Below are 20,033 nucleotides of genomic sequence, written 5' to 3' on the forward strand. Positions count from 1 at the left end.
GACCGGACCGGACCCGTTCGGACCGCCGACAGCCATCCGAACCGATCCCGCTCTGCACGGACCGGGGCGGACGTCACCGGAACTCCTCGAGTGTCGTTTGGCCGTCGGGCGGCCCCTCCGGTTTCCGATCGGCCCCGAGCAGCCGCGGGAGGGCGGTGTCGGCGAACGTCAACCCCAACACGAGGACGATCGGCGCGAAGAACAGTCCGTAGAACCCGAACACGACCGGGCCGAAGATATACGCGAGCATCAACAGGCCGACGTGGGTCCGCTTTCCGCTGAAGTACGGCCGGAGGACGAGATCCGGGATCGTATCGACGATCACGACGGCCAACACCACGAACCCGACGACGTACGACAGCAACGCAGGATCGCCGCCGAGCACGACCGGGACCGCTGCGATCGCCGCGATCGGCCCGTACACGATCTTCATTCCGACGACGGGTATGAGGCTCGCGATGCCCGTCAACGCCCCTGCGAGTGCCGGGTACGGAACCTCGGCTGCGGCCGGGGCGAAGGCGTTGTAGCCGGTGAAGACGACGATTGCTACGATCGAGATGACGATGACGTTCAGGAGGTTTCCGAAGAGCACCGCTTCGAGTTCGTCGTCGGCCGCTTCCAGGTACTCCCGGACGATCCCGCCGTCGTCGAACCGCAACAGCCACGACCGAAACGTCGCGCCGTCGATGAGGAGGTAGTACGTCAGGATGACGACGATGAGCAGATTCAACAACAGCCCCGTTATCAGACTCGTCACGAACGCCGCGTGTTCGACCGCGAAGTCGATGAATACGTCGAGTTCGCCGCCCCGGTAGGCCTCCATGATCCCGACGATCGTCGGTTCGGGGAGATCTTCGAGCCCTTCGAACCACGCGACGTCGTCCGGGATGGTTTCGAACACCGGATACGTCTCGACGAACAGCCTGGCTTCGACGACCAACAGGACGAGCGTGTAGCTGAGAAGGACGATGAGCGGGACCGCGAGCATCGAGATCGTAATCATCGCACGCACCCGCTTCGGGAGCCGAAACCGGCCGAGCGAGACGTAGAACCGTCGCGTCGAGTAGTACAGAAAGATCGCGACGGTGATCGCGGCGATGAAACGGTATGCGAGGTATCCGACGGCCGCGGTAACGAGAGCCCCGAACCCGGCGACAACCAGACGCCGTTCGTTCATGCGAGCAACGTTCTTCGGCGGCTAAATAAACCCCCCGGCGTCCGGACCGACGTTACTCCAGTTCGAAGGCGACTTCGAGTTCGGCCTGGTACTCCCGGCTGTCGGCGGCGTCCATCTCGACACCGAACTCCTCTACTTCCGCCCAGTAGATGTTGTCCAGCGTGTTCTCCGCGCGGTCGAGCGCCTCGTCCGCGGCGGCGTCGAAGCTTTCGTCGCTCGTTCCGATGAGCGTGATCTTTTTGAACACCATGTCGGATTCCGATTCGACGCGGGAGGTTGTAAAGCTACCCTGATGTGTCGGTATATTTACCGTATTTTTTGGATACCGTTCACCGCGTCCGCTCCGTTTTCGTCACCGCGTCCGCTCCGTTTTCGGTATCGTTCCGCGTGCACAGACGAACATACCAGACGACCTCGCCCCGACGGCCACCCGAGAATGGACGCCCCGTCCGTTTCAGCGGGCCGCAGTCGAGTGCAGCCGTGCTACGGCGCGGGTAGCACGTCGGCGCTCGGGTACAGCACCCGGTACTCCCCTTCCTCGTCGATGCTGACGACTGCCCAGTCGTAGTCGGGTTCGATCGCGAGCAGTCGGTCCCGAACGGTCGGCGCTCGCTCGGCGCGGGCGACGAAACATCGGAGTCGGCCGTGTGTGTTCGCGTCCTCCGGGTCCGCCGTCGTCACGTAGACGGTCCGCCATTTCCGTTCGGCCCGAAGTTCATCGCCCTCCGCGGTGAGTTCGTAGCCGAGATCGCGGAAAACGGTCCGTGCCTCCTCGACGAGGGATGTGCTAACAGCTCCCATTCGACTGAGGATTCGTCCCCCCAGGGGATAAATATTGCCACGGTTCCCGATGCCGACCGCCCGCGTTCGGCCTACATGTAGGCAGCGTCCCACCGCGCCGGTTTCAGTTGGTTGCCACACTCCTCACAGGAGAGCCGGCCCATCGTGTCCATCGAGGTGATCAGCGACTCGCAGTTCCCACAGTAGTAGCTATAACGGTTCTCGCGGTCCTCGTCGGTGTAGACCGTATAAAAGGGGCCGGCGGATCCCCGGCTGACGTCCCCGCGATCGATGTAGAGTTCGCGGTCGTCGACGACGACCGGCTTGAGTTCGACGCTCTCCTCGTCGACGTAGATGTTCTCGACGAACGCGGTTCCATCGACCTCGACGGTCCCCTCGCCGACCTTTTCGAGCCCGCGTTCCTCCCAGAAGCGGTTCCCCTCGGTGTTCATAGCGAGCACGAGGCCGCGAACCGTCTCCGCTCCCTCGCGTTCGAGGTGTTCACGCGTCGCCTCGTAGAGGGACTGCCCGATCCCCTCACCACGGTGCATCGCGGCGACGTGGATCCAGTGGATGTCCCCCCGGTCGTCGATGAGGGCGCTTTCGGAGAACGCGACCGGCTCGCCGTCCCGTTCGGCGACGAGCAACAGGACCTCGTCGTCCTCGAGCAGGTCGGCGAAGCTGTCGACGCCGTACCACTGCATGATCGCGCTCTCTATGGTACTCGGGCTTAGCGAGTACGACGCTTCCATCGACCGCAGCGCGATGGATCGGATCGCGGGACCATCGTCCATCGTGGCTTCACGGATCTCCATATCGACGCTTCCACGCCGAATGATATAAAACCGAACGGTACTCGAAAGAGGTAGACGTTTGATCGATTTATCGCCTATAAGCGGGTTTTGTCCGCCGAATCGTCGTAATACCGCTCCGGAACGTACCGATCGAACGGTTCCGGTACAATCCCGAAGACGGTCGGCGCGAGCGAGGCCAGCCGTCGACGGAGGAGGACGTACGCGATTCCGACGGCCAACGAACCGACGACGAGCGGAACGAGGGGCCACTCGACGAGGATCAAGAGGGGGGCGGCGGCCGCGCTCGCGACCGCGAGATCCCCCGTCGAACCATCGTAGCTGACCAGACGACGCGGTCGGTGCCACTCCCCGGCCACGTGATCGTACACCGCCCGATCGGACGTACCCTCCCAGGGCCGGAGTTCGAGTCCCCCGCCGTAGACGTCCATCCGGCAGTGGACGCCCGCCCCGAGGACGACGAACGCGGCGGCGACGGTCACCGCCCCCGGCCGCACGAGCGCGAGAAGAGAGACCGGAAGGGCAGCAACCGGGTACAGCGTCGGAAAGTGCAGCGTCCGCCGGTGGCCGGCGTAGAGATCCAGGTCCGGGAGGACGCCGCCGACGAACCCGCCCATCAGTGCCGCCGGGGCCAGTTCGGGAAAGGACGACGCCACGGGGAGTGCGAGTGCCATCCCCACGAGCGCGTGTGTCGGCAGCATCATACGTTCTCTCCGAGACGCTCCACAAATATAACACCGCCGGCCAGCGATGCCACCGCGGCGCAGTGCCGTTCGTCGCCACGAGCCGGCCCTGTGCGGCCTTGTGCGTCGCCACGAGTCCAGCCCTGTCGTCGCCGGCCTTGTGCGTCGCCACGAGCCGGCCCTGTGCATCGCCTGAGGACGTAGCGCCGCTTAGCACCGCTCTCTCGGCCTGACCCGATTCGAGCGCCACAACCGCCGGTCGTAAACCTAAAGAGTCGAACTACCCTTTTCGTCAACAAGATGATTTACACGTTCGTTTTCCGTCCCGTGGAGGTGGATACATGGGTGTCGAAATAACCGAAGCGCCGGTCTCAACCGAGGAGTTCGAGGACATGAAACGGTTCGTCTACGACTACTTGGCCGCCAGCATCGAAGGCGAGGAGGAGGGCGGTCGGATGCGATGGTATCCGTGGCACTCCGCCGAGTACCGCTACAACCACATCCTCAACGTCGCCGAACTGGCGGCCGAGATCGCGGAAAAAGAGGACGCGAACGTCGACGTGACCCGCGTCGCCGCCCTCTTTCACGACGTCGCGAAACTGGAGGTCGATCAGGACGTCCACGCCGAGGCCGGGGCCCGCGTCACCCGCGAGTACCTCGAATCGCGGACGGAGTACCCCGAGTCGTTCATCGCGCAGGTCTGTGACGCCGTCGCCGAACACTCCTACGAGGGCGATCTCTCGAACGTTCCCCTGGAGACGCGCTGTCTCATGGAGGCCGATCTCCTCGACAAGGTCGGTGCCAACGGGACGACGCTCATGATCCTTCGGATGGGATACGAGTCGCGGACCCACATGGACGCAAACGAGATGGTTGGCCGCGTCCTCGAGCGGGGGGAGGATGCGATCTCGCGGGTATGCTCCGAGACCGCCGAAAGCATCGCCTACCAGCGAATCAAGCGGGTTCGGTGGTTCAAAGAGTGGCTCGAGGGCGAAATCGCCGGGATGGAACCGACCGAACCGCCGGATCCGGACCTATAACAGGAGGACGTCGCCGATGAAATAGAGCCCGAATCCGCTTAAGACGGCCGAACTCCCGTAGGCGACCACCGGCGCGAACGACTCCATCCGGGACTCCGCCGCCGTCAGCGCGGCCGGAAAGCCGAGGATCCAGCCGGCGACGCCACAGAACAGCCCGACGACCAACGCCGGGCTCCCAGTCTCGACGACGACGATCCCCGACAGCGAACCGCTCGCATACGAGAGCACGTCGACCGTCCCGGGGGTCAACAGCCCGACGCCGGCCGTGAGCCAAAAGAGGATCTGGTAGGGGTTGCTCACGGAGAGGAGAAACGCCTTCGAGAAGCCGCGGCTTTCGGAGGCTACCTCCGATCTGAACGCCTCGTTAGCGCCCCGAATCGCGCCGTAGGCGAAATACAGCATCAACACTCCGCCGGCGAGAAACATCGCGTCCTGTAGCCTCGGAAACTCCCGAACGAACGCGACGACGCCGGCCAACGCGAGGACGAAAAACAGGATGTCGGCGCTCATCGCCCCCATCCCCGTCTTGAATCCGGCTTTCCACCCCCGGAGGACGGACTCCTCGGCGATGATCGCGTTCATCGGTCCCGGCGGGGCCGCGAGCGCGAGGCCGAACGCCACGCCGACCACTACCGTTTCGAGGAGGGCCATTGGCTCGGCTTTTCGGTCAACAATATAAAAACGTACTGCCGTGGTCGCCGGTTTCTTAAATACCCTGGCTCATGAGCCGACTACGAACGATGTCGGCGTCTTTGTTGCCCGCGGCGGTGTTGAGGAGGACGACGGTGTCCTCGGGGCCGAAGTGCCCCCCCTCGGCGAGGTCCCACGCGCCGGCCGTGGCGGTCCCGCAGGCGATAGAGACCTCGAGGCCTTCGTGTTGGGCGACGGTCGCGGCGCTGTCGAGGAGGTCTTGATCGTCGACTGCGACACCTGTACCGCCGCTGGCTCGGACCGCCTCGGTCGCCGCGAGCCCCCCGGCGGGGTCGGGGATCTCGAGGGGGCCAACGACCGTATCCGGGATCTCCCACGGCTCGGGATCGCTCCCGGTTTCGAGCGCCTCGACGACCGGCGCACAGCCGTCGGGCTGGGCGGCGTACAGTTCGGGCGTCCCCGCGACGAGGCCGGTCGTCTCGAACTCCCGAGCACCCTTCCAGAGCCCGGCGATCGTCGCGCCGTGACCCACGGGAGCGACGACGGCGTCCGGTGCCGTCCACCCCAGGGCCTCGGCGATCTCGTAGTAGATCGGCTTGGCCGCCTCGTGGCGGAACGGCGACTCGAAGGGGGCGGCCGGGAACCACTCCTCCTCTTCGGCCGCCGGCATCGACTCTCGCTTCCCCTCGTAGGCGGCGCGGGCGTCGTCGAAGCGCCCCTCGACGACGTGCATGTCTCCGCCGTGGACGTTGATCATCGCCTTGTTGATGAACGTCGCCCGACTCGGGACGAACGACCGCGAGAGCAACCCGGCGCGGGCGGCGTAGGCGGCCGTCGACTGCCCGCCGTTGCCCGTCGTCGCCAACGCGAGGGTGTCGGCGTCGGCACGACGGGCGGCCTCGGCGACGAGCGCCAGCCCGCGATCGGTAACCGACCCGGTGGGGTTTTCGGCCTCGTTTTTGATCAGGACGCGGCCGACGCCCAACTCCTCGGCCAGCCGCGGGGCATCGACGAGCGACGTCGCCCCTTCCCCCATCCCGTCCGGAACGAACGGCAACAGTTCGTGGTGTTTCCAGCCGCCGGAACGGCCCGCGAACGCCTCCGGCGGGAGGTCGATCCCCTCGAAATCATACCGTGCATCGAGCGACCCGGCGCACTCCGGACAGCGCGTCGCGCCCTCGTCGTCGATCGTCGCTCCGCAGTCGGTACACCGAAATCCCTCGAAGGCACTCATAGGAGCCCCTTCGATTGCCGCCGGCAAAGTCCTGTCCTTCGCGGTCGCGTGGACGATGGAGCCTCCCGTGATGACGGGAGAGGGCGTCCCTCGAATTCGAGTCACGGAGGGACACCCGGAATCGACTTCGATGACCGACGAACGATGTCTGGGGCAGTATCGGAACGCGATCGAGCAGGTGAGTCTCATCCCGTCCGAGGGGGTCTCATCCCGTCCGAGGGGGTCCAATACCGCGCGCCGACACACACCGCGCGCCGAGACACGCGATCCGTCCTGTCGGCGCGGGACGCGTCACGAACGCATATAGTAGAGATCGGAAGACAATACACATTCGACCGCACGCCGCCAGTGCGATCGATGTGTATATAGTTGCGATGTTCACTATAGCCGCCAGAAGACGCGATCAGAGATCCGAGGGGGTCTCGGCCACCGCCTCGCCGTCGACGAGTTCGTCGTCCATCGCCTGTGGGTCGATCCAGACGACGAATCCCGAATCCCGTTTGATCAATCCCCGGATGTGATCGCCCTCGATCGGGGAGTCGTCGACCGCCTCCTCGTCGACGTCTGACACCTCCTCGACGCTGTCGACGGCCCACCCGACCGAGCGCTCGTCCTCGAATATCTCCGAGTCGAAGATGACGATCCGGTCGCCGAGGTCACCGTCGGTCCCGAGACCGACTTTCGGATCGATGATCGACGTCGTGTTCCCCCGGAGATCGATGACCCCCTCGACGTGCGGTGGGGAGTTCGGAATCGGGGTCAACGCTCCCATATCCACGATCTCGGTCACGTAGTCGATACTGACACAGTAGGTCTCCTCGCCGAGTCGGAATTCGAGTACCTGTTCCGCCCCGACCGATCGAGTCGTTCGTGTGGACATGGTTCCGTTAATCATCGTTCGGCGGAAGGCCTACTTAATACTGTGAGCGTTTCACCGCTGGATACGCCGGCGGTCCGCGGGGGACGGACGCGTCGAGAGCGGAAACGCTTTCATCCCGGCTACCGGACGAGACGATATGGAGTGGCCTCACGACCCCGACGGCGAGAAAGGTTCCGAGGGAAAGCGAAAGTACGGGCAGGCAGTGCTCGCGAAGAAACTCGACGAGGAGGGGGATTTCCCGCTCTCGGCCGACGAGTTCGCCGAGGAGTACGGTGACGAACCCGTTCGGCTGAACCACAGTCGCGTCGTCAGCGTCGCCGATATCTTCGAGGGCGTCGACGAAGAGGAGTTCGAGGACATCGTCGCGTTCCACCGGGCGGTCGGTCGAGCGATGCGCGAAAACGATATGTGGGAAGTCGACGTCGACGCCCACGCCTGATACGGACCGTCCGTGGGAAGTCGACGACGCCTGATACGGACACGTCGTGCCGATGTGCCGGTCACCGCCGGAGCGGTGTGGGCGGCAACCGCTCCCGGACGACAACAGTCCGCATGAAACGACCCGTCGCCGCTCGGTGCGGGCGAAGAACGGCTTTTCCCCCGACGACGGCCGACGGCGACACATCAAGACCACCGAAGGTCGAACCCTTTCGAGGTCTCGATGGACTCCCGCCTCATCGGAGGCCTCTCCCCCAACGAGTGAATCCCACAGGTGAGCGACATACAGTGGGATCGGTCACACGTCACTGCCGGCCCTGCTTCGCTCTGCAGCGGCGGCATACAGCCCGTATAGCTCGTCTAAGGCGTCGTATACGTCGTCGTGATCGCCGGATTCCAACCCGTAGACGACTTCGGAGACGGCTTGATGAAGGGCCTTATCCGGCGGCGCGAATCGGCGGGTACGCTCGGCTCTGGCGTCGTACGTCTCCAACACGACGGTTTTGGCGGTTTCGATGTCGCCACTTTCGACGTACTGTTTTGCCGCCTGGATCCGTTCTGCGGCTGCTTCAAACCCGGCCGCGTCAGTCTGTCCCATGCGTTATTGTATAAACGACACTGGTAATAATTGTGGCTGCACGACGGCACGCCGAGCCGTCCCACAGTGTCAAGAGTCGATCCGGACGATCCGCTCGCGGAGGGCGCTCCGGACCGTCCCGGATACGTCGGTCGGCGGACCGCTGACGAGGAGAAATCCGGTGAAGATGACCCCGAACCCGATCAGCGAAGCGGCCGAGAGGGTCTCACCGAGCAGGACCCACCCGCCGACAGCCGAGACCACGGGGACGAAATAGAACAGCAGGTTCGCCCGCGTCGCGCCCGCCTCGTCGACGAGTGCGAAGTAGGTGAGGTAGGCGATCGCCCCGGAGCATATCCCGACGTAGAGGAGCGCGGCGACCGCGACCGGCGGCACCGAGAGCCCCGTCACCGACTCGCCGGCCGAGTAACTGAGGGCGTGTGAGAGCGCGGCCGCGAGCGGGACTCCCCAGACGGTTCGGGCCGTACTCGACATCGTCGCCTCGGCGCGGCGGATCACCACGGCCCCGAGCGCGCTCGTCACGGCACCGCAGAACAGAAGCGGGATTCCGACGCCACCGGTCAAAAGCGCCGTCGGGTCGAGGTTTGCGACCAGTCCGACGCCGAGCAGTCCGAGGACCATCCCGGCCGACCCGCGCACGGAGAGTCGGTCCTCGGTGAGCAACACCGCGGCGAAGACCGGCGTCAAGATCGGATTCAGGCTGAACACGACCGCGGCCACGCCGCTCGTCGTATACTGTTGGCCGACGAACAACAGCGCGTTCGTCAGCCCGATGACGAGAAGCCCCGTCGCGAGGATGCCGACGACGTCGCCGACGGTCCGGGGCCGGAGTTCGGCCCGCGAGAGCCGCGCCGCCGCGTACGCCGCCAGAACGACCGCACCGATGTCGAAGCGGACCGCGACGAAAAACAGCGGCGGGAGGTATGCCAGCCCGGCTTTCGCTGCCACGAAGGTGCCGCCGAACAGGAGGGCCGAGACGGCAAACAGCGCGCCGCTTCGCCGCGAGAACACGCTACCGGGACACCTCCGGTTCGATGGACGTGCGTTTCGATCCGGCGCGAATCCCTGCCATACAGTCCAGTAGTGTTCGGAGCTACATAACGGAGTTCGTAAAATATTCCACCGTACGAAACGCCCGGACACCGGGTCAGCGAGACACGGCGTGCAATCGTTTCACGGAACGAAGACGGTTTATTTCGGGCTCCGGTGGATGGCGTATGGAGGCTGCACTCGAGGAGATCGAGTTTCTCGCCCGCTCGAGCAACCGGGTCGACGTGCTGCGGTTGCTGGCGGCCGATACACACACCCGGCGGAGCCTCGCCGAGGCGACGGGGGCGTCGCAGGCGACGCTCGGGCGGATCCTCGAGGATTTCACCGACCGGTCGTGGGTCCGACGCGACGGCAGCCACTACGCCGCGACCGCCACCGGGAGACTGGTGGCCGACGGGGTCGCCGACCTGCTTTCGATCCTCGAAACGGAGGCCAAACTGCGCGACGTCGTCGCATACCTTCCCACGGACGCGATGGGATTCGACCTGCGTAGACTCGCCGACGCGACCGTCACGGTACCGAGTCGGACCCGCCCGAGCGCGCCGTTACAGCGCGTCCTCGACGCGATGGACGACGCCGAGCGCCTGTGTGCGTTCTCGCATACGCTCAACGAACAGAGCCTCTCGGTCGCAAAGCGGCGGGTCAAAGCGGACGAGCAGACCTTCGAAGCCGTCCTCTCGGAGAGCGCCATCGTCGCGCTCGCGGCGGACGCCCGACTGTGGGCCGAACTGACGGCGCTCGCCGACGAGGGGGGCCGGATACGGGTCCGGGAGGATGACGTCCCGCTGTCCGTCACCGTCGCCGACGGAACGGTGTACCTGCTCGTACGCGACGATGGCGGGATCCTGCAGGCGTCGCTTCACACCGACGACGAGGCGGTCCGCTCGTGGGCCACCGAGACGTTCGAGCGCTACTGGCGGACGGCGACCCCCTTCGACCCGGAGGCGTTCGAGGGCTGACGGCGTCGACCGGACGCCGGCGGCTACGACGCTGTCTGCCGATATCTACGAAACGGCGAGCGTGATCCCGGCGACGGCGGGGACGAGGACCGCGAGATACACCGCGGCGGCGATCGCCCAGTCCCGGGCGGTTCCGCGCCGGCGCGGCCCCCGGAGCCCGCGAGCCCGCGGTAACGGGACAAGGAGGAAGAACGCGACCATGAGGACGTACACCACGAGCGTCGTCGCGGCGACCGATACCACGGAGCCGCCACCGAAGAGCCACTCGGCGACGAGCGAAAAATACACGAACAGGAGGCCGGTCCCCATCCCGGCCCCATAGTGGGCGAAGGCGGCGAGTCGGGCGGGCGCATCGTCGGGACGTGTCCCGGTCAGGACGCCGGCCGCGACCCGCGGCGGCGTCGACCCCTCCGGAAGCCGTGCCATCACTTGATCCATGACGAGGAGAGCAACGACAGCGGCGAGCAGGCCGATCGGAAACCGAACCACTGCCGGTACCGAAGCGAGTCCGTCAGACACAATACCGGGGTGATCGCCCCCAGTCTGTATGGATGTACCGGTCGGTTACCGCCGACGGCCGCGTCGTCGTGTCGTCGTGTCGTCGCTTCGTTGTGTCGCTGCTTGCCGCGTCGTCGCTTCGGCCGTCCCAACGAGGGATGGTGACGGCGTCGCCCCCGAGCGGATGACGGTCCGTCTCGGACTTCGCTTTCTGTCCGTCTCGGACTTCGCTTTCTGTCCGTCTCAGACTTCGCTTTCTGTCCGTCTCAGACTTCGCTTTCGTGGAGGTTCTCGAGGATCTCGGGGTCCGTCCGGAACTTCAAGACGTTCGTCATGAGCGAGTTTCGGATGTTCTCGACGGCCGCGCCGTGGTGTTTGTAGAACCCGTGGATCCACCGCGATTGAGCCTCGCGGCCGGTAAACATCATCACCGACTTCCACTGGTATTCGCCGTCCGAGAGGAAATAAAACAGCGTATTGGGGGAGTCACGGATGAACTCCATCGCGGGCCGCCACTCCGATTCGAAGTGCTCCGGATTGAACTTGAACTCGAAGAGCGCAAAGTAGAAGTACTCCTCGTTGGGAATGATCGCCTCGCGGAAGACGCCTTCCTCTCGCATTCCGCGGATCGACTCGGAGACGGTGACGTGGGAGACGTCGATGTCGTACTTTTCTTCGAGGATTCCGGCGAGATCCCGCGAGGAGAGCTGTGGATCCCGCGATAGTTCCCGAAGCACCAACACGTCCCGCTCCTTGAAGTCCCAATCCGGGGCGTCTCGCGTCTCCATGGCCCGGTACTCGCCCTCCCCGGTACTGACAGTTTCGATACCGACACGTTCCCGTGGTGAGTCCACGCTTCCGGTCCGGGGGCTTCACGCTGGGCGTGAAAAACGACCGGGGTAGGGGGTGGGGGTGGGAGAGGGAAAGATACATGTGGGCTCCCCGTCCGGTCGTGCTGTCGTCCGTCGACAGCGGGCGACGATAGGTCGTCCGCCAAAATAAATGTACCACATAGTTAATGCTGTACGATACGGCTGTAGCCACATCGCCTCGATTCTGAACGGTGTTTTATCAGCGGACAAGGCGAATACCCCGAGGTCGTACGGAAATCAGAGATTTCCGTGATGACGAGACGCTCCGCGTCTCTCGAACCACTTGCCCCCGAGGCGATTCACCGGATGGCTACCGTCGATCCCGTATCGCCTGACTCAACAACCCTTAATAGGTTGTCTTCCAAACCAGATAACGATATAGACCGCATGAGCAATCCATGGATCGCCGTCGGCGCGCTGGCTCTTGTGGGGCTTGCGATCCCCCTGTCGATGATCGCCATCTCGAGCCTGCTTCGACCCAGCGTGCCCGAACAAGGCAAGCGCGCCGTCTACGAGTCCGGTGAGGTACCGACCGGGGACACGCGCATCCGTTTCAACATCCAGTATTATATGGTCGCGTTGCTGTTCGTCGTCTTCGACGTCGAGACGGTGCTCATCTTCCCGTGGGCGCTGATATACAGCGACGCCGTCGCCGAGTTCGGCCTCGGGCCGGTGTTGGGACCGATGCTCGTCTTCCTCGCAATCCTCGTCATCGGCCTCGGGTGGGCGTGGCGTACCGGTGCCGTTCGCTGGGTCAAAAGCGAACGCGCGGAGATCAAAACCCAATTATGAGCAGCGACAGCGAAAAAATCCACGACACAGTCTCGACGCAGGAAGCCCGGATGGGCGAGGGCGTCGACAGCCGATTCAACTCGAAACTCCGGGAGGCGTTCGGCTCGACCCCCTTCATTCTCACCAAGTTCGATCAGTTCATGAACTGGGTTCGGGGCAACTCGATGTTCATGTTGCAGTTCGGGATCGCCTGCTGCAGCATCGAGATGATTCACAGCTACGCGATCAAACACGACCTCGATCGCTTCGGGGCCGGCGTCCCCCGCGCCTCGCCGCGACAGGCCGACGTGATCATCGTCCCCGGGACCATCGTCTCGAAGTTCGCCCCCCGGATGAAGCGCGTCTACGACCAGATGCCCGAACCGAAGTTCGTCGTCGGGATGGGCTCGTGTACCATCTCCGGTGGCCCCTTCCAGGAGGGATACAACGTCATCAAGGGTGCCGAGGAGGTCATCCCGGTCGACATCCACGTCCCCGGCTGTCCGCCTCGCCCGGAGGCGCTCATCTACGGCATCGCCAAGCTTCAAGAGCGCATCCGGAACGGCGAGACCTCACCGGTGACGGTCAAACCCTACGAACTGGAGGAGTTCGGCGACCTCGAACGCGACGAACTGGTCGAACACCTCGCCGATCAGATCGACGAGGAGGACCTCGTCATGCGGTACAACTGGGCTGATTCGCCATGAGCTTGGAGGAACCCCGTCCCACCGACGTCGGCGAGGCCGCCGACGGCACCGTCGATTACGACGAACTGGAGGCGCTGCTCGGCGAGACCGCGCTCGACCGCGAGGACCACGTCAACGCGCCGGCGTTCGTCGTCCGGCCCGACGAGGTCCAGGAGGCGCTGTCGGCGCTCCGGGAGGAGGCCGGCTTCGATTACTGTTCGAACGTCACCGCCCAGCAGTACGAGGACCGCTTCGAGTCGATCTACCACCTCAAGAAGTACGACGACCCGACACAGGAGGTCGGCGTCGTCGTCCCGACGCCGACGGACGACCCGATCAGCCAGACCGGCGAACCCGTCTACCGGACCGCCGAGTGGCACGAGCGGGAGGCCTACGACCTCGTCGGCATCGAGTACGAGGGCCACCCCGACATGCGCCGAATCCTGCTGCCCGAGACCTGGCAGGGCCATCCGCTGGGGCTCGATTACAACCCCGAGAAGCCACAGGTCGTCCCGTTCCGCGAGCACGCCAATCCGCTGCAGCCGGACACCCGCGGCGAGGGGGCGGAATCGGACACGATGTTCCTCAACATCGGCCCCCACCACCCGGCGACCCACGGCGTCCTCCACGTCAAGACCGTCCTCGACGGCGAGCAGATCGCCGACGTCGAACCCGACATCGGGTATCTGCACCGCTGTGAGGAGCAGATGTGCCAGCAGTCGACGTACCGCCACCAGATCATGCCCTACCCCGACCGCTGGGACTACGTCTCGGCGGGCATCTTAAACGAGTGGGCCTACGCGCGCGCGGCGGAGGACATGGCCGACATCGACGTACCCGAATACGCCCAGGTCATCCGGACGATGTCCGCAGAGCTGTGTCGGATCGCGAGCCACATGCTCGCGCTCGGAACGTTCGCTCTGGACGTCTTCGGCGATTTCACGGCCGTCTTCCAGTACGCCTTCCGGGACCGGGAGGTCGTCCAGAACATCCTCGAAGACCTGACGGGCCAGCGGCTCATGTTCAATTACCTCCGCCTTGGAGGGGTCGCCTGGGATCTACCCGAGCCCCGTTCGGAGTTCTTCGAGAAGATCCGCGATTTCCTCGACGGACTCCCGGAGAAGACGACGGAGTATCACAACCTCATCACCTCCAACGAGATCTTCCAGGTCCGCTGTGTCGACACCGGTGAACTCCCGCCCGAGACCGCAAAACAGTACGGTGCGACGGGGCCCGTCGCCCGCGGATCGGGGATCGACTTCGATCTCCGCCGCGACGACCCCTACGGCTACTACGAGGAACTCGATTGGGACGTGATCACCGAGGACGGCTGTGACAACTACAGCCGCGTGCTCGTCAGGATGCGCGAGGTCGAAGAGTCCGCGAAGATCATCGAACAGTGCGTCGATCTCCTCGCCGAGTGGCCCGAGGACGACCGCGAGATCCAATCGAACGTCCCCCGGACGCTGAAGCCCGACGCGGACACCGAGATCTACCGCGGCGTCGAGGCCGCAAAGGGCGAGTTGGGGATCTACATGCGCTCGGACGGCACCGACAAACCCGCCCGGTTCAAGATCCGTAGCCCGTGTTTCTGTAACCTACACACGCTCCGGGAAATGAGCGAGGGCGAGTACATCCCCGATCTGATCGCCTCGCTCGGCAGCCTCGATATCGTCCTCGGGGAGGTCGATCGGTGATGGCGTCGGCGCTCACCGCACTGCAGGGCGCGCCGCTGCCCGACCGCCTCGTTGAAGTGCTGCCGTTCGGGTCGGGCCCCCTCGGGACCGCGATCGCGGCGCTCGTCGGCGCGGCGATCGTCGGCTCGCTCATGATGACGATGACCGCGGTCGCCGGGCCGTGGGCCAAACGGAAGGTCACCGCGGCCTTCACCGATCGGTACGCTGTCAACCGGCTCGGCCCGTTCGGCCTCGTCATCATCGTCGCCGACGCGGTCCGGCTGCTCTCGAAGGAGCTCATCGTCCCCGAGGGCGTCGACCGCCCGGCGTGGGATCTCGCGCCGATCGTGCTCGCGTTCTCCGCGCTGCTCGGCTTCGCCGTCATCCCGATGGGTAGCGGCATCCACCTCGCCGACCCGGAGGTCGGGCTCGTCTACGTCTTCGCGATCGCGTCGATCGCCTCGTTGGGGCTCGTGATGGCCGGCTACGCGTCGAACAACAAATTCTCGATGCTCGGCGGGCTCCGGGCGGTCGCCCAGAATCTCGCCTACGAGATTCCGCTCATCCTGATCGCGGTCTCGGTCGTGTTGTTCGCCGGTTCCCTACAGATGAGCGAGATCGTCGCCGCGCAGGCCGAACCGCTCGTCACCGTCGCCGGGTTCTCGGTCCCGACGTGGTACGCCTTCGTCAACCCCTTCGCATTCGTGCTCTTCGTCATCGCGAATCTCATGGAGGTCGGCCGTAATCCGTTCGACATCCCGGAAGCCCCGACGGAGCTCGTCGCGGGCTATCAGACCGAGTATTCGAGCGTCTACTTCGTCTTGATCTACCTCGGGGAGTTCCTACACATCTTCCTCGGCGGCGCGGTCATCGCGACGCTGTTTTTGGGCGGCCCCGCAGGCCCCGGTCCCGCAAGCATCGGGATCGTCTGGTTCATCGCGAAGATCTGGGCCGTCTACCTGTTCACCCAGTGGGCGCGGTCTGCGCTGCCGCGGCTCCGTATCGACCAGCTGATCGAGATCGGCTGGAAGGGGATGCTCGTGTTGGCGCTCGCGAACCTCGTACTCACCGCCGTAATCGTCGGAGTGATCGCCTAATGATCGGAATGCTCAAATCGATGGCAACGACGATGAAACACGCCCTGGACGGCGAGAAGTTCACCGTCCAATACCCCGAGGAGACCCCCGAGGTCTCCCCGCGCTTTCGGGGCGTCCACAAGTTCTCACAGGAGCGCTGTATCTGGTGTCGCCAGTGCGAGAAGGTCTGTCCGAACGACACGATCCAGATCGTCACCGACGACATGCGCAACGGCGAGCAGTACAACCTCCACATCGGCCAGTGCATCTACTGTCGGCTCTGTGAGGAGGTCTGTCCCGTCGACGCGATCCTCCTGACCCAGAACTTCGAGTTCACCGGGGACACGAAGGACGACCTCGCCTACAGCAAAGAACAGCTGAAGAACGTCCCGTGGTACAAGGACATCGACCCGCTGGCCTCTCGGGAGCCGGATCGTGAGGGATGGGTTGGTGAGGGCGACGGCGAAGTAGACTACCAGTAGACGCGTACGGCGAGCGAAGGCGAGCCGTTTCACCGACTCCGAGCGACGGGGGCCGAACGAAGTGAGGCCCCCCGACGCGACGGGGTCGGCTTTTTCATCCACGTTTTTTCGGGAGTGGTTCCTCGCGGAGCGAGGAATCCCGAGCGACAAAAAGGTGGGGTCACGAGGACATTGACCCGCTCGCACTGTTGACCCCCCGTGTGTCAGCTCCCCTCACGCCGGTACAGCCGTTCGTATCCGCAGTCGAATCGAGCTATTTTCGATCGTTGAGGTGGTCAGCGATCCTCCGGAACTCGGCGTCCATGTCCGTGGTTTCACCGTGGCCAAAGATCGACGCCCCGTTGGCCCACGCCCGTTTTAACGCGACACGATTACGTATGTTCCAGATGGGAAGCGCCCCGCCGAATCGCTCTTCGAACCACCTAACCATACGGTCGGCCTCGCCGTCGACCTCGATCCGGTTGATGATGATCCCCACCGGGTCGATATCCACACCGTAGCCCCCCTCGAGTGTATCGAAATGATCGAACAGGATGTCGAGTGCGTGTTTCGAGGTATCCTCGGCGAGTGCGGGGACGAGGACGTTCCGACAGGCCAAAAGCGCGTTATCAGTAAGCAATCCCAACGAAGGCGGTGTATCGATCACGACGTAGTCGTATCCGACGTCCAACCCTTCGAACGCCATCCAGAGCCGCTCGCGGCCCCGCATCGCCGTCTGGAGCTCCGATTCGGCGTTGAACATGTCGATGTGTGACGGCAGAACGTCGAACTCCTCGTGTGGCTGGATTACGTCCCCGATCCTGACGTCGGCGTCAAAATCAACGAGGAGATCGTATACCGACGTTCCTTCCGCGGTGTAACTCCCCTCCAGGCCCAATCCAACCGTGCCGTTTCCCTGCGCGTCGAGGTCGACGAACAGGACGTCGTGGCCGGCCGCCGCGAGCGCACCGGCGATGTTGATTGCGGTTGTCGTCTTTCCGACCCCACCTTTCTCGTTCGCCACGGCCAGTCGGTAAGTCATAATCCTCGCATCCGAGGTCCCTATTTATAATTCCTCCTTCATATCGCCGCGCCGATAGCGTTCCAATAGCTCGTAGCCGGTGACGCTACCGGTCGCGTCGAGCCCGATCTCGTACCGACCGATGATGTCTTGGGTGTCGGGGACGGCGCTGCGTTCGATAACCTCGATGACAGTGCGCCAGCCGCCGTCCGTTGTCTCGACTTTGATTACTCCCTCGAACTCGTACTCAAGTAGCTCGGCCGCTACCTCCCGGGCGCGTCTCTGTGCATCCCCTAAGCTAATCGTAGACTGGCCCGATCCGTCCTCGGCCGGGCCGGACTGGTCGGCCGCCCCGTCGGCCTCTTCGGCCCCCGTCTCCATCGAGTCGGCTCTGTCATCGCCGTCGTCGTGGTCGTTTGCGTGGTCCGGCATATTGTTAGATATATGTACGACGACTCAAGAAAGGTCTGCCCCTACGTCCTCGATGGCGGCTTCGACCTCGTTGCGCAGCGCCTGAACCTCGCTGCGTTGGGCGAGTTTCGAAGCCAGCACGTCGACACAGACAGTCGTGAGCGTCGACCGGTCGGGATCATCGATGGGCTCGAGCCCCTCCGCGGCCATGATCGCCGCCCGGGTTCCGATATCGATATCGAGACGTCCGCGTAGCTCGCGCATCAGTCGGACGATCGATTCGATCCGTTCCATGCCGGTGTTATCGACGTGAGAACGGGTGATCTCGACTTCGGTGTCGTGGTCGTAGAAACCCATGTGGATCCCAACGAGACGATCCAACAGCGCGTCCTGCGGCTCGTGGACGCCGGCGTACTCCACGGAGTTCGAGGTCAAAATCGCTCGGAAGTCGGGGTGGACGTCTACGTACCGTGACTCACCGCGCTGGCCCGGTAGCTCGAGTACGCCCTCCTCGAATACCGACAATAGGACGTTGTTCGCGACGGGCTTGGTGCGGGAGAACTCGTTGTACACGAGCGTCGCGCCTTCCCGGACGGCCAGCGTAAGCGGATTATCGACCCAGCGGTCCCGGATGATGTCCTTGCTCTTGACGACGTTGTGAATATACTTATCGTGCTCGGAGATACGTTCTTTTTCGGCGTATTCGCCGACCAGATCGCTCGTTGTCAGGTCGGCGTCACCGTTAATCCAGACGACCGGTCGGTCGCGGTCGTGGGCGACGTGCATCGCCAGCGCGGTCTTCCCACACCCTGTCGGCCCGATCAGGTGAACGGGCCGCTCGACGTCAATCCAGCGGCGCATGCGGTTTTTGACCTCCTTGACCGCCTCCGTCTCGACGAACGATTGCTCCTCCGGGATGAACTGGTCGCTGAGCTGTGTCGGCGTTCGCTGCTCATTTTGCCCCCGCTGTTTTTGAAGTCGGCTGAGGCCCTTGTCCTCGCGGCGTTGGTTTCGCTGTTGCTGTTTGCTCTCCCGCGAGGACCGGATCTGTGATCCTCGCACCTTGCGCTCGCGTGAACTATCAGTCATGTATCATCCGGTCGGAGCGGGACGTCTTCACCGTATTCGTCACGATACTCCTGAATAGTCATGTCGTGTGTCTGGAGGTGTGGCTCCGTAATCGCCTGATAATACTCACTGCAAATCAGGCACTGTACCATATCGTCGGCCGTCTCCGCCCCGGTTGCGGTATCGTCGTCGGCTTCCGAAGTTTCTGAGTCCTCGGACTCGACCTCTATTGTGATCGATTCGGAGGACTGCTCGCTCCCGGATGCTTCAGCCGGGGACTCATTTCCCTCCGCCTCGGCGTCGGGCTCTTCGAGGTCGGCTCCGGTTTCGCCCTCTCGTTCCGGTTCGACCGCTATTCCCTCCCCCGAAGGTGACTGCTCGCTGGCATCGCTCTGTCCGTAAAATTCGCGAACGAATGCAGCGAACGCATCCTCGGTCGTCTTGAACTCCGTTCTGACGTCGCCTATCTCCGCCCGGAACGCCACGACAGCGTCCTGGAGTGCCTGTACTTCGACCTCGTGGAACTCCTCGCGGTACTGCAAGAAGGCGTTGCTTACTGCTTTGAAGGCCTCACGCCGATCTATCACCGATTCGTGAAAACTGTCGACGTCGCCCTCGAACGCCTCGACGTACTCACCGAATATGTCATCGACGGCCGCAAACTCCGATTCGAGGGTTTCGATCGCCGCCAGTAGATCGGATACATCCTGCATAGCGGCCACGTCCGCCGCAAACTCGCTTTCGTGGGCGTCGAACACGTCCTTTGTCGTCGCTATCTCCGCCTGGAACGCCTCGACCGCATCGAGTAGGTCGCTTATATCTTGTTTTTCCGTGACGTCCACGGCAAACACGTCCGCGTAATCGTCGAATGTCTCGATCACGTCGTATATTGCCTCACGCCGTTCGTCGATCCCAACGTTGAGACGAGCGACATCGGTGTTGAACGCCTCGTTGTAGGCGTCGAACGATTCGTCGGTTCCTTTCATCTCCTCTAGAAGGGCCTCGATTCCCCCGGCGAGATGACTCACGTCCTGTTTGGCTTCAACGCCGTCGCCGAACTCCGCAGCGTAGACTTCGAACTCCCGCTCCGTCTCTGAGAAGTCTTTTTTCGCCTCGGTCATTTCATCGATTTTGTCTCTAACACTCATGGGTACTGGATTGGGCGTGTTGAAAAATTGGTTGGTGGGTCTT

The 20,033-nt window shown here is 63.7% G+C and carries 24 protein-coding genes; 8 read left to right on the top strand and 16 right to left on the bottom strand.

Annotated elements, in window-relative coordinates:
• Positions 1–73: 73 nt before the first annotated feature.
• The 5 genes from HZR14_RS09115 to HZR14_RS09135 all read right to left on the bottom strand — a co-directional run bounded on the left by HZR14_RS09115 (position 74) and on the right by HZR14_RS09135 (position 3,473).
• On the bottom strand, positions 74–1,177 hold the full coding sequence (locus HZR14_RS09115) for an AI-2E family transporter (protein ID WP_181692556.1): 1,104 nt from the start codon (positions 1,175–1,177) through the stop codon (positions 74–76).
• Positions 1,178–1,229: 52 nt separating this feature from the next.
• Complete coding sequence (locus HZR14_RS09120) at positions 1,230–1,427, bottom strand: dodecin (RefSeq protein WP_181692557.1); 198 nt, start codon at positions 1,425–1,427, stop codon at positions 1,230–1,232.
• Positions 1,428–1,660: 233 nt separating this feature from the next.
• Positions 1,661–1,978 carry a DUF7116 family protein gene (locus tag HZR14_RS09125; protein ID WP_181692558.1) on the bottom strand — a complete coding sequence of 106 codons (318 nt, stop codon included), beginning with the start codon at positions 1,976–1,978 and terminating at the stop codon, positions 1,661–1,663.
• Positions 1,979–2,049: 71 nt separating this feature from the next.
• Positions 2,050–2,772 (bottom strand): GNAT family N-acetyltransferase, encoded by a 723-nt coding sequence (locus tag HZR14_RS09130; protein ID WP_181692559.1) that lies wholly within the window; start codon positions 2,770–2,772, stop codon positions 2,050–2,052.
• Positions 2,773–2,846: 74 nt separating this feature from the next.
• Complete coding sequence (locus HZR14_RS09135; RefSeq protein WP_181692560.1) at positions 2,847–3,473, bottom strand: metal-dependent hydrolase; 627 nt, start codon at positions 3,471–3,473, stop codon at positions 2,847–2,849.
• Positions 3,474–3,793: 320 nt separating this feature from the next.
• On the opposite strand from HZR14_RS09135, the gene HZR14_RS09140 reads away from it, so the two are divergent.
• On the top strand, positions 3,794–4,492 hold the full coding sequence (locus HZR14_RS09140; RefSeq protein ID WP_181692561.1) for an HD domain-containing protein: 699 nt from the start codon (positions 3,794–3,796) through the stop codon (positions 4,490–4,492).
• On the opposite strand, the gene HZR14_RS09145 is transcribed toward HZR14_RS09140, so the two are convergent.
• The 3 genes from HZR14_RS09145 to HZR14_RS09155 form a co-directional block, all read right to left on the bottom strand.
• Positions 4,487–5,143, bottom strand: a complete 657-nt coding sequence (locus tag HZR14_RS09145) for a LysE family translocator (protein WP_181692562.1) — start codon at positions 5,141–5,143, stop codon at positions 4,487–4,489. The two genes, HZR14_RS09140 and HZR14_RS09145, sit on opposite strands and share 6 nt — an antisense overlap.
• 55 nt (positions 5,144–5,198) lie before the next feature.
• Positions 5,199–6,377, bottom strand: a complete 1,179-nt coding sequence (locus HZR14_RS09150; RefSeq protein ID WP_181692563.1) for a threonine synthase — start codon at positions 6,375–6,377, stop codon at positions 5,199–5,201.
• Between the two features lie 403 nt (positions 6,378–6,780).
• Positions 6,781–7,257 carry a chemotaxis protein CheW gene (locus HZR14_RS09155; RefSeq protein ID WP_255479217.1) on the bottom strand — a complete coding sequence of 159 codons (477 nt, stop codon included), beginning with the start codon at positions 7,255–7,257 and terminating at the stop codon, positions 6,781–6,783.
• Between the two features lie 136 nt (positions 7,258–7,393).
• Between HZR14_RS09155 and HZR14_RS09160 the strand changes: the two genes are divergently transcribed.
• The gene (locus HZR14_RS09160) at positions 7,394–7,696 is read left to right on the top strand and encodes a DUF5785 family protein (RefSeq protein WP_181692565.1); all 303 of its coding nucleotides are present in this window, start codon (positions 7,394–7,396) and stop codon (positions 7,694–7,696) included.
• Positions 7,697–7,993: 297 nt separating this feature from the next.
• Here HZR14_RS09160 and HZR14_RS09165 read toward each other — a convergent pair whose 3' ends face one another.
• On the bottom strand, positions 7,994–8,293 hold the full coding sequence (locus HZR14_RS09165) for a hypothetical protein (RefSeq protein ID WP_181692566.1): 300 nt from the start codon (positions 8,291–8,293) through the stop codon (positions 7,994–7,996).
• A gap of 69 nt (positions 8,294–8,362) precedes the next feature.
• Positions 8,363–9,304, bottom strand: a complete 942-nt coding sequence (locus HZR14_RS09170; RefSeq protein WP_181692567.1) for a DMT family transporter — start codon at positions 9,302–9,304, stop codon at positions 8,363–8,365.
• Between the two features lie 206 nt (positions 9,305–9,510).
• Here HZR14_RS09170 and HZR14_RS09175 point away from each other — a divergent pair, with 206 nt between their 5' ends.
• A complete protein-coding gene (locus HZR14_RS09175; protein WP_181692568.1) occupies positions 9,511–10,302 on the top strand; it encodes a helix-turn-helix transcriptional regulator in 792 nt (263 codons plus the stop codon).
• Positions 10,303–10,347: 45 nt separating this feature from the next.
• Here the strand turns inward: HZR14_RS09175 and HZR14_RS09180 are convergent, their stop codons facing one another.
• Positions 10,348–10,821, bottom strand: a complete 474-nt coding sequence (locus tag HZR14_RS09180; RefSeq protein WP_370464971.1) for a hypothetical protein — start codon at positions 10,819–10,821, stop codon at positions 10,348–10,350.
• Between the two features lie 245 nt (positions 10,822–11,066).
• Positions 11,067–11,588 (bottom strand): winged helix-turn-helix domain-containing protein, encoded by a 522-nt coding sequence (locus tag HZR14_RS09185; protein ID WP_181692569.1) that lies wholly within the window; start codon positions 11,586–11,588, stop codon positions 11,067–11,069.
• A gap of 471 nt (positions 11,589–12,059) precedes the next feature.
• Between HZR14_RS09185 and HZR14_RS09190 the strand changes: the two genes are divergently transcribed.
• From HZR14_RS09190 to HZR14_RS09210, 5 genes are read left to right on the top strand one after another with little or no spacing between them, the layout of a single operon-like run.
• Positions 12,060–12,464 (top strand): NADH-quinone oxidoreductase subunit A, encoded by a 405-nt coding sequence (locus tag HZR14_RS09190; RefSeq protein WP_181692570.1) that lies wholly within the window; start codon positions 12,060–12,062, stop codon positions 12,462–12,464.
• Positions 12,461–13,150, top strand: a complete 690-nt coding sequence (locus tag HZR14_RS09195; RefSeq protein WP_181692571.1) for an NADH-quinone oxidoreductase subunit B — start codon at positions 12,461–12,463, stop codon at positions 13,148–13,150. Before HZR14_RS09190 ends, HZR14_RS09195 begins: the two co-directional genes overlap by 4 nt.
• Positions 13,147–14,826 (top strand): NADH-quinone oxidoreductase subunit D, encoded by a 1,680-nt coding sequence (locus tag HZR14_RS09200; protein WP_181692572.1) that lies wholly within the window; start codon positions 13,147–13,149, stop codon positions 14,824–14,826. The genes HZR14_RS09195 and HZR14_RS09200 overlap by 4 nt, the downstream gene beginning before the upstream one ends.
• Positions 14,826–15,902: a complex I subunit 1/NuoH family protein gene (locus tag HZR14_RS09205; RefSeq protein ID WP_181692573.1), complete on the top strand. Its 1,077-nt coding sequence runs from the start codon at positions 14,826–14,828 to the stop codon at positions 15,900–15,902. Before HZR14_RS09200 ends, HZR14_RS09205 begins: the two co-directional genes overlap by 1 nt.
• Complete coding sequence (locus HZR14_RS09210; protein WP_181692574.1) at positions 15,902–16,363, top strand: NuoI/complex I 23 kDa subunit family protein; 462 nt, start codon at positions 15,902–15,904, stop codon at positions 16,361–16,363. The genes HZR14_RS09205 and HZR14_RS09210 overlap by 1 nt, the downstream gene beginning before the upstream one ends.
• Before the next feature lie 253 nt (positions 16,364–16,616).
• Here HZR14_RS09210 and HZR14_RS09215 read toward each other — a convergent pair whose 3' ends face one another.
• From HZR14_RS09215 to HZR14_RS09230, 4 genes are read right to left on the bottom strand one after another with little or no spacing between them, the layout of a single operon-like run.
• Positions 16,617–17,384 carry a ParA family protein gene (locus tag HZR14_RS09215; RefSeq protein WP_181692575.1) on the bottom strand — a complete coding sequence of 256 codons (768 nt, stop codon included), beginning with the start codon at positions 17,382–17,384 and terminating at the stop codon, positions 16,617–16,619.
• Between the two features lie 24 nt (positions 17,385–17,408).
• Positions 17,409–17,795 carry a gas vesicle protein GvpO gene (locus HZR14_RS09220; RefSeq protein WP_181692576.1) on the bottom strand — a complete coding sequence of 129 codons (387 nt, stop codon included), beginning with the start codon at positions 17,793–17,795 and terminating at the stop codon, positions 17,409–17,411.
• Positions 17,796–17,819: 24 nt separating this feature from the next.
• Complete coding sequence (gene gvpN / locus HZR14_RS09225) at positions 17,820–18,863, bottom strand: gas vesicle protein GvpN (protein ID WP_181692577.1); 1,044 nt, start codon at positions 18,861–18,863, stop codon at positions 17,820–17,822.
• On the bottom strand, positions 18,860–19,990 hold the full coding sequence (locus HZR14_RS09230) for a MucR family transcriptional regulator (protein WP_181692578.1): 1,131 nt from the start codon (positions 19,988–19,990) through the stop codon (positions 18,860–18,862). Before HZR14_RS09230 ends, gvpN begins: the two co-directional genes overlap by 4 nt.
• Between the last annotated feature and the right edge of the window lie 43 nt (positions 19,991–20,033).

It is taken from the genome of Natronomonas salinimetallica (assembly GCF_013839515.1).
Taxonomy (GTDB): domain Archaea; phylum Halobacteriota; class Halobacteria; order Halobacteriales; family Haloarculaceae; genus Natronomonas.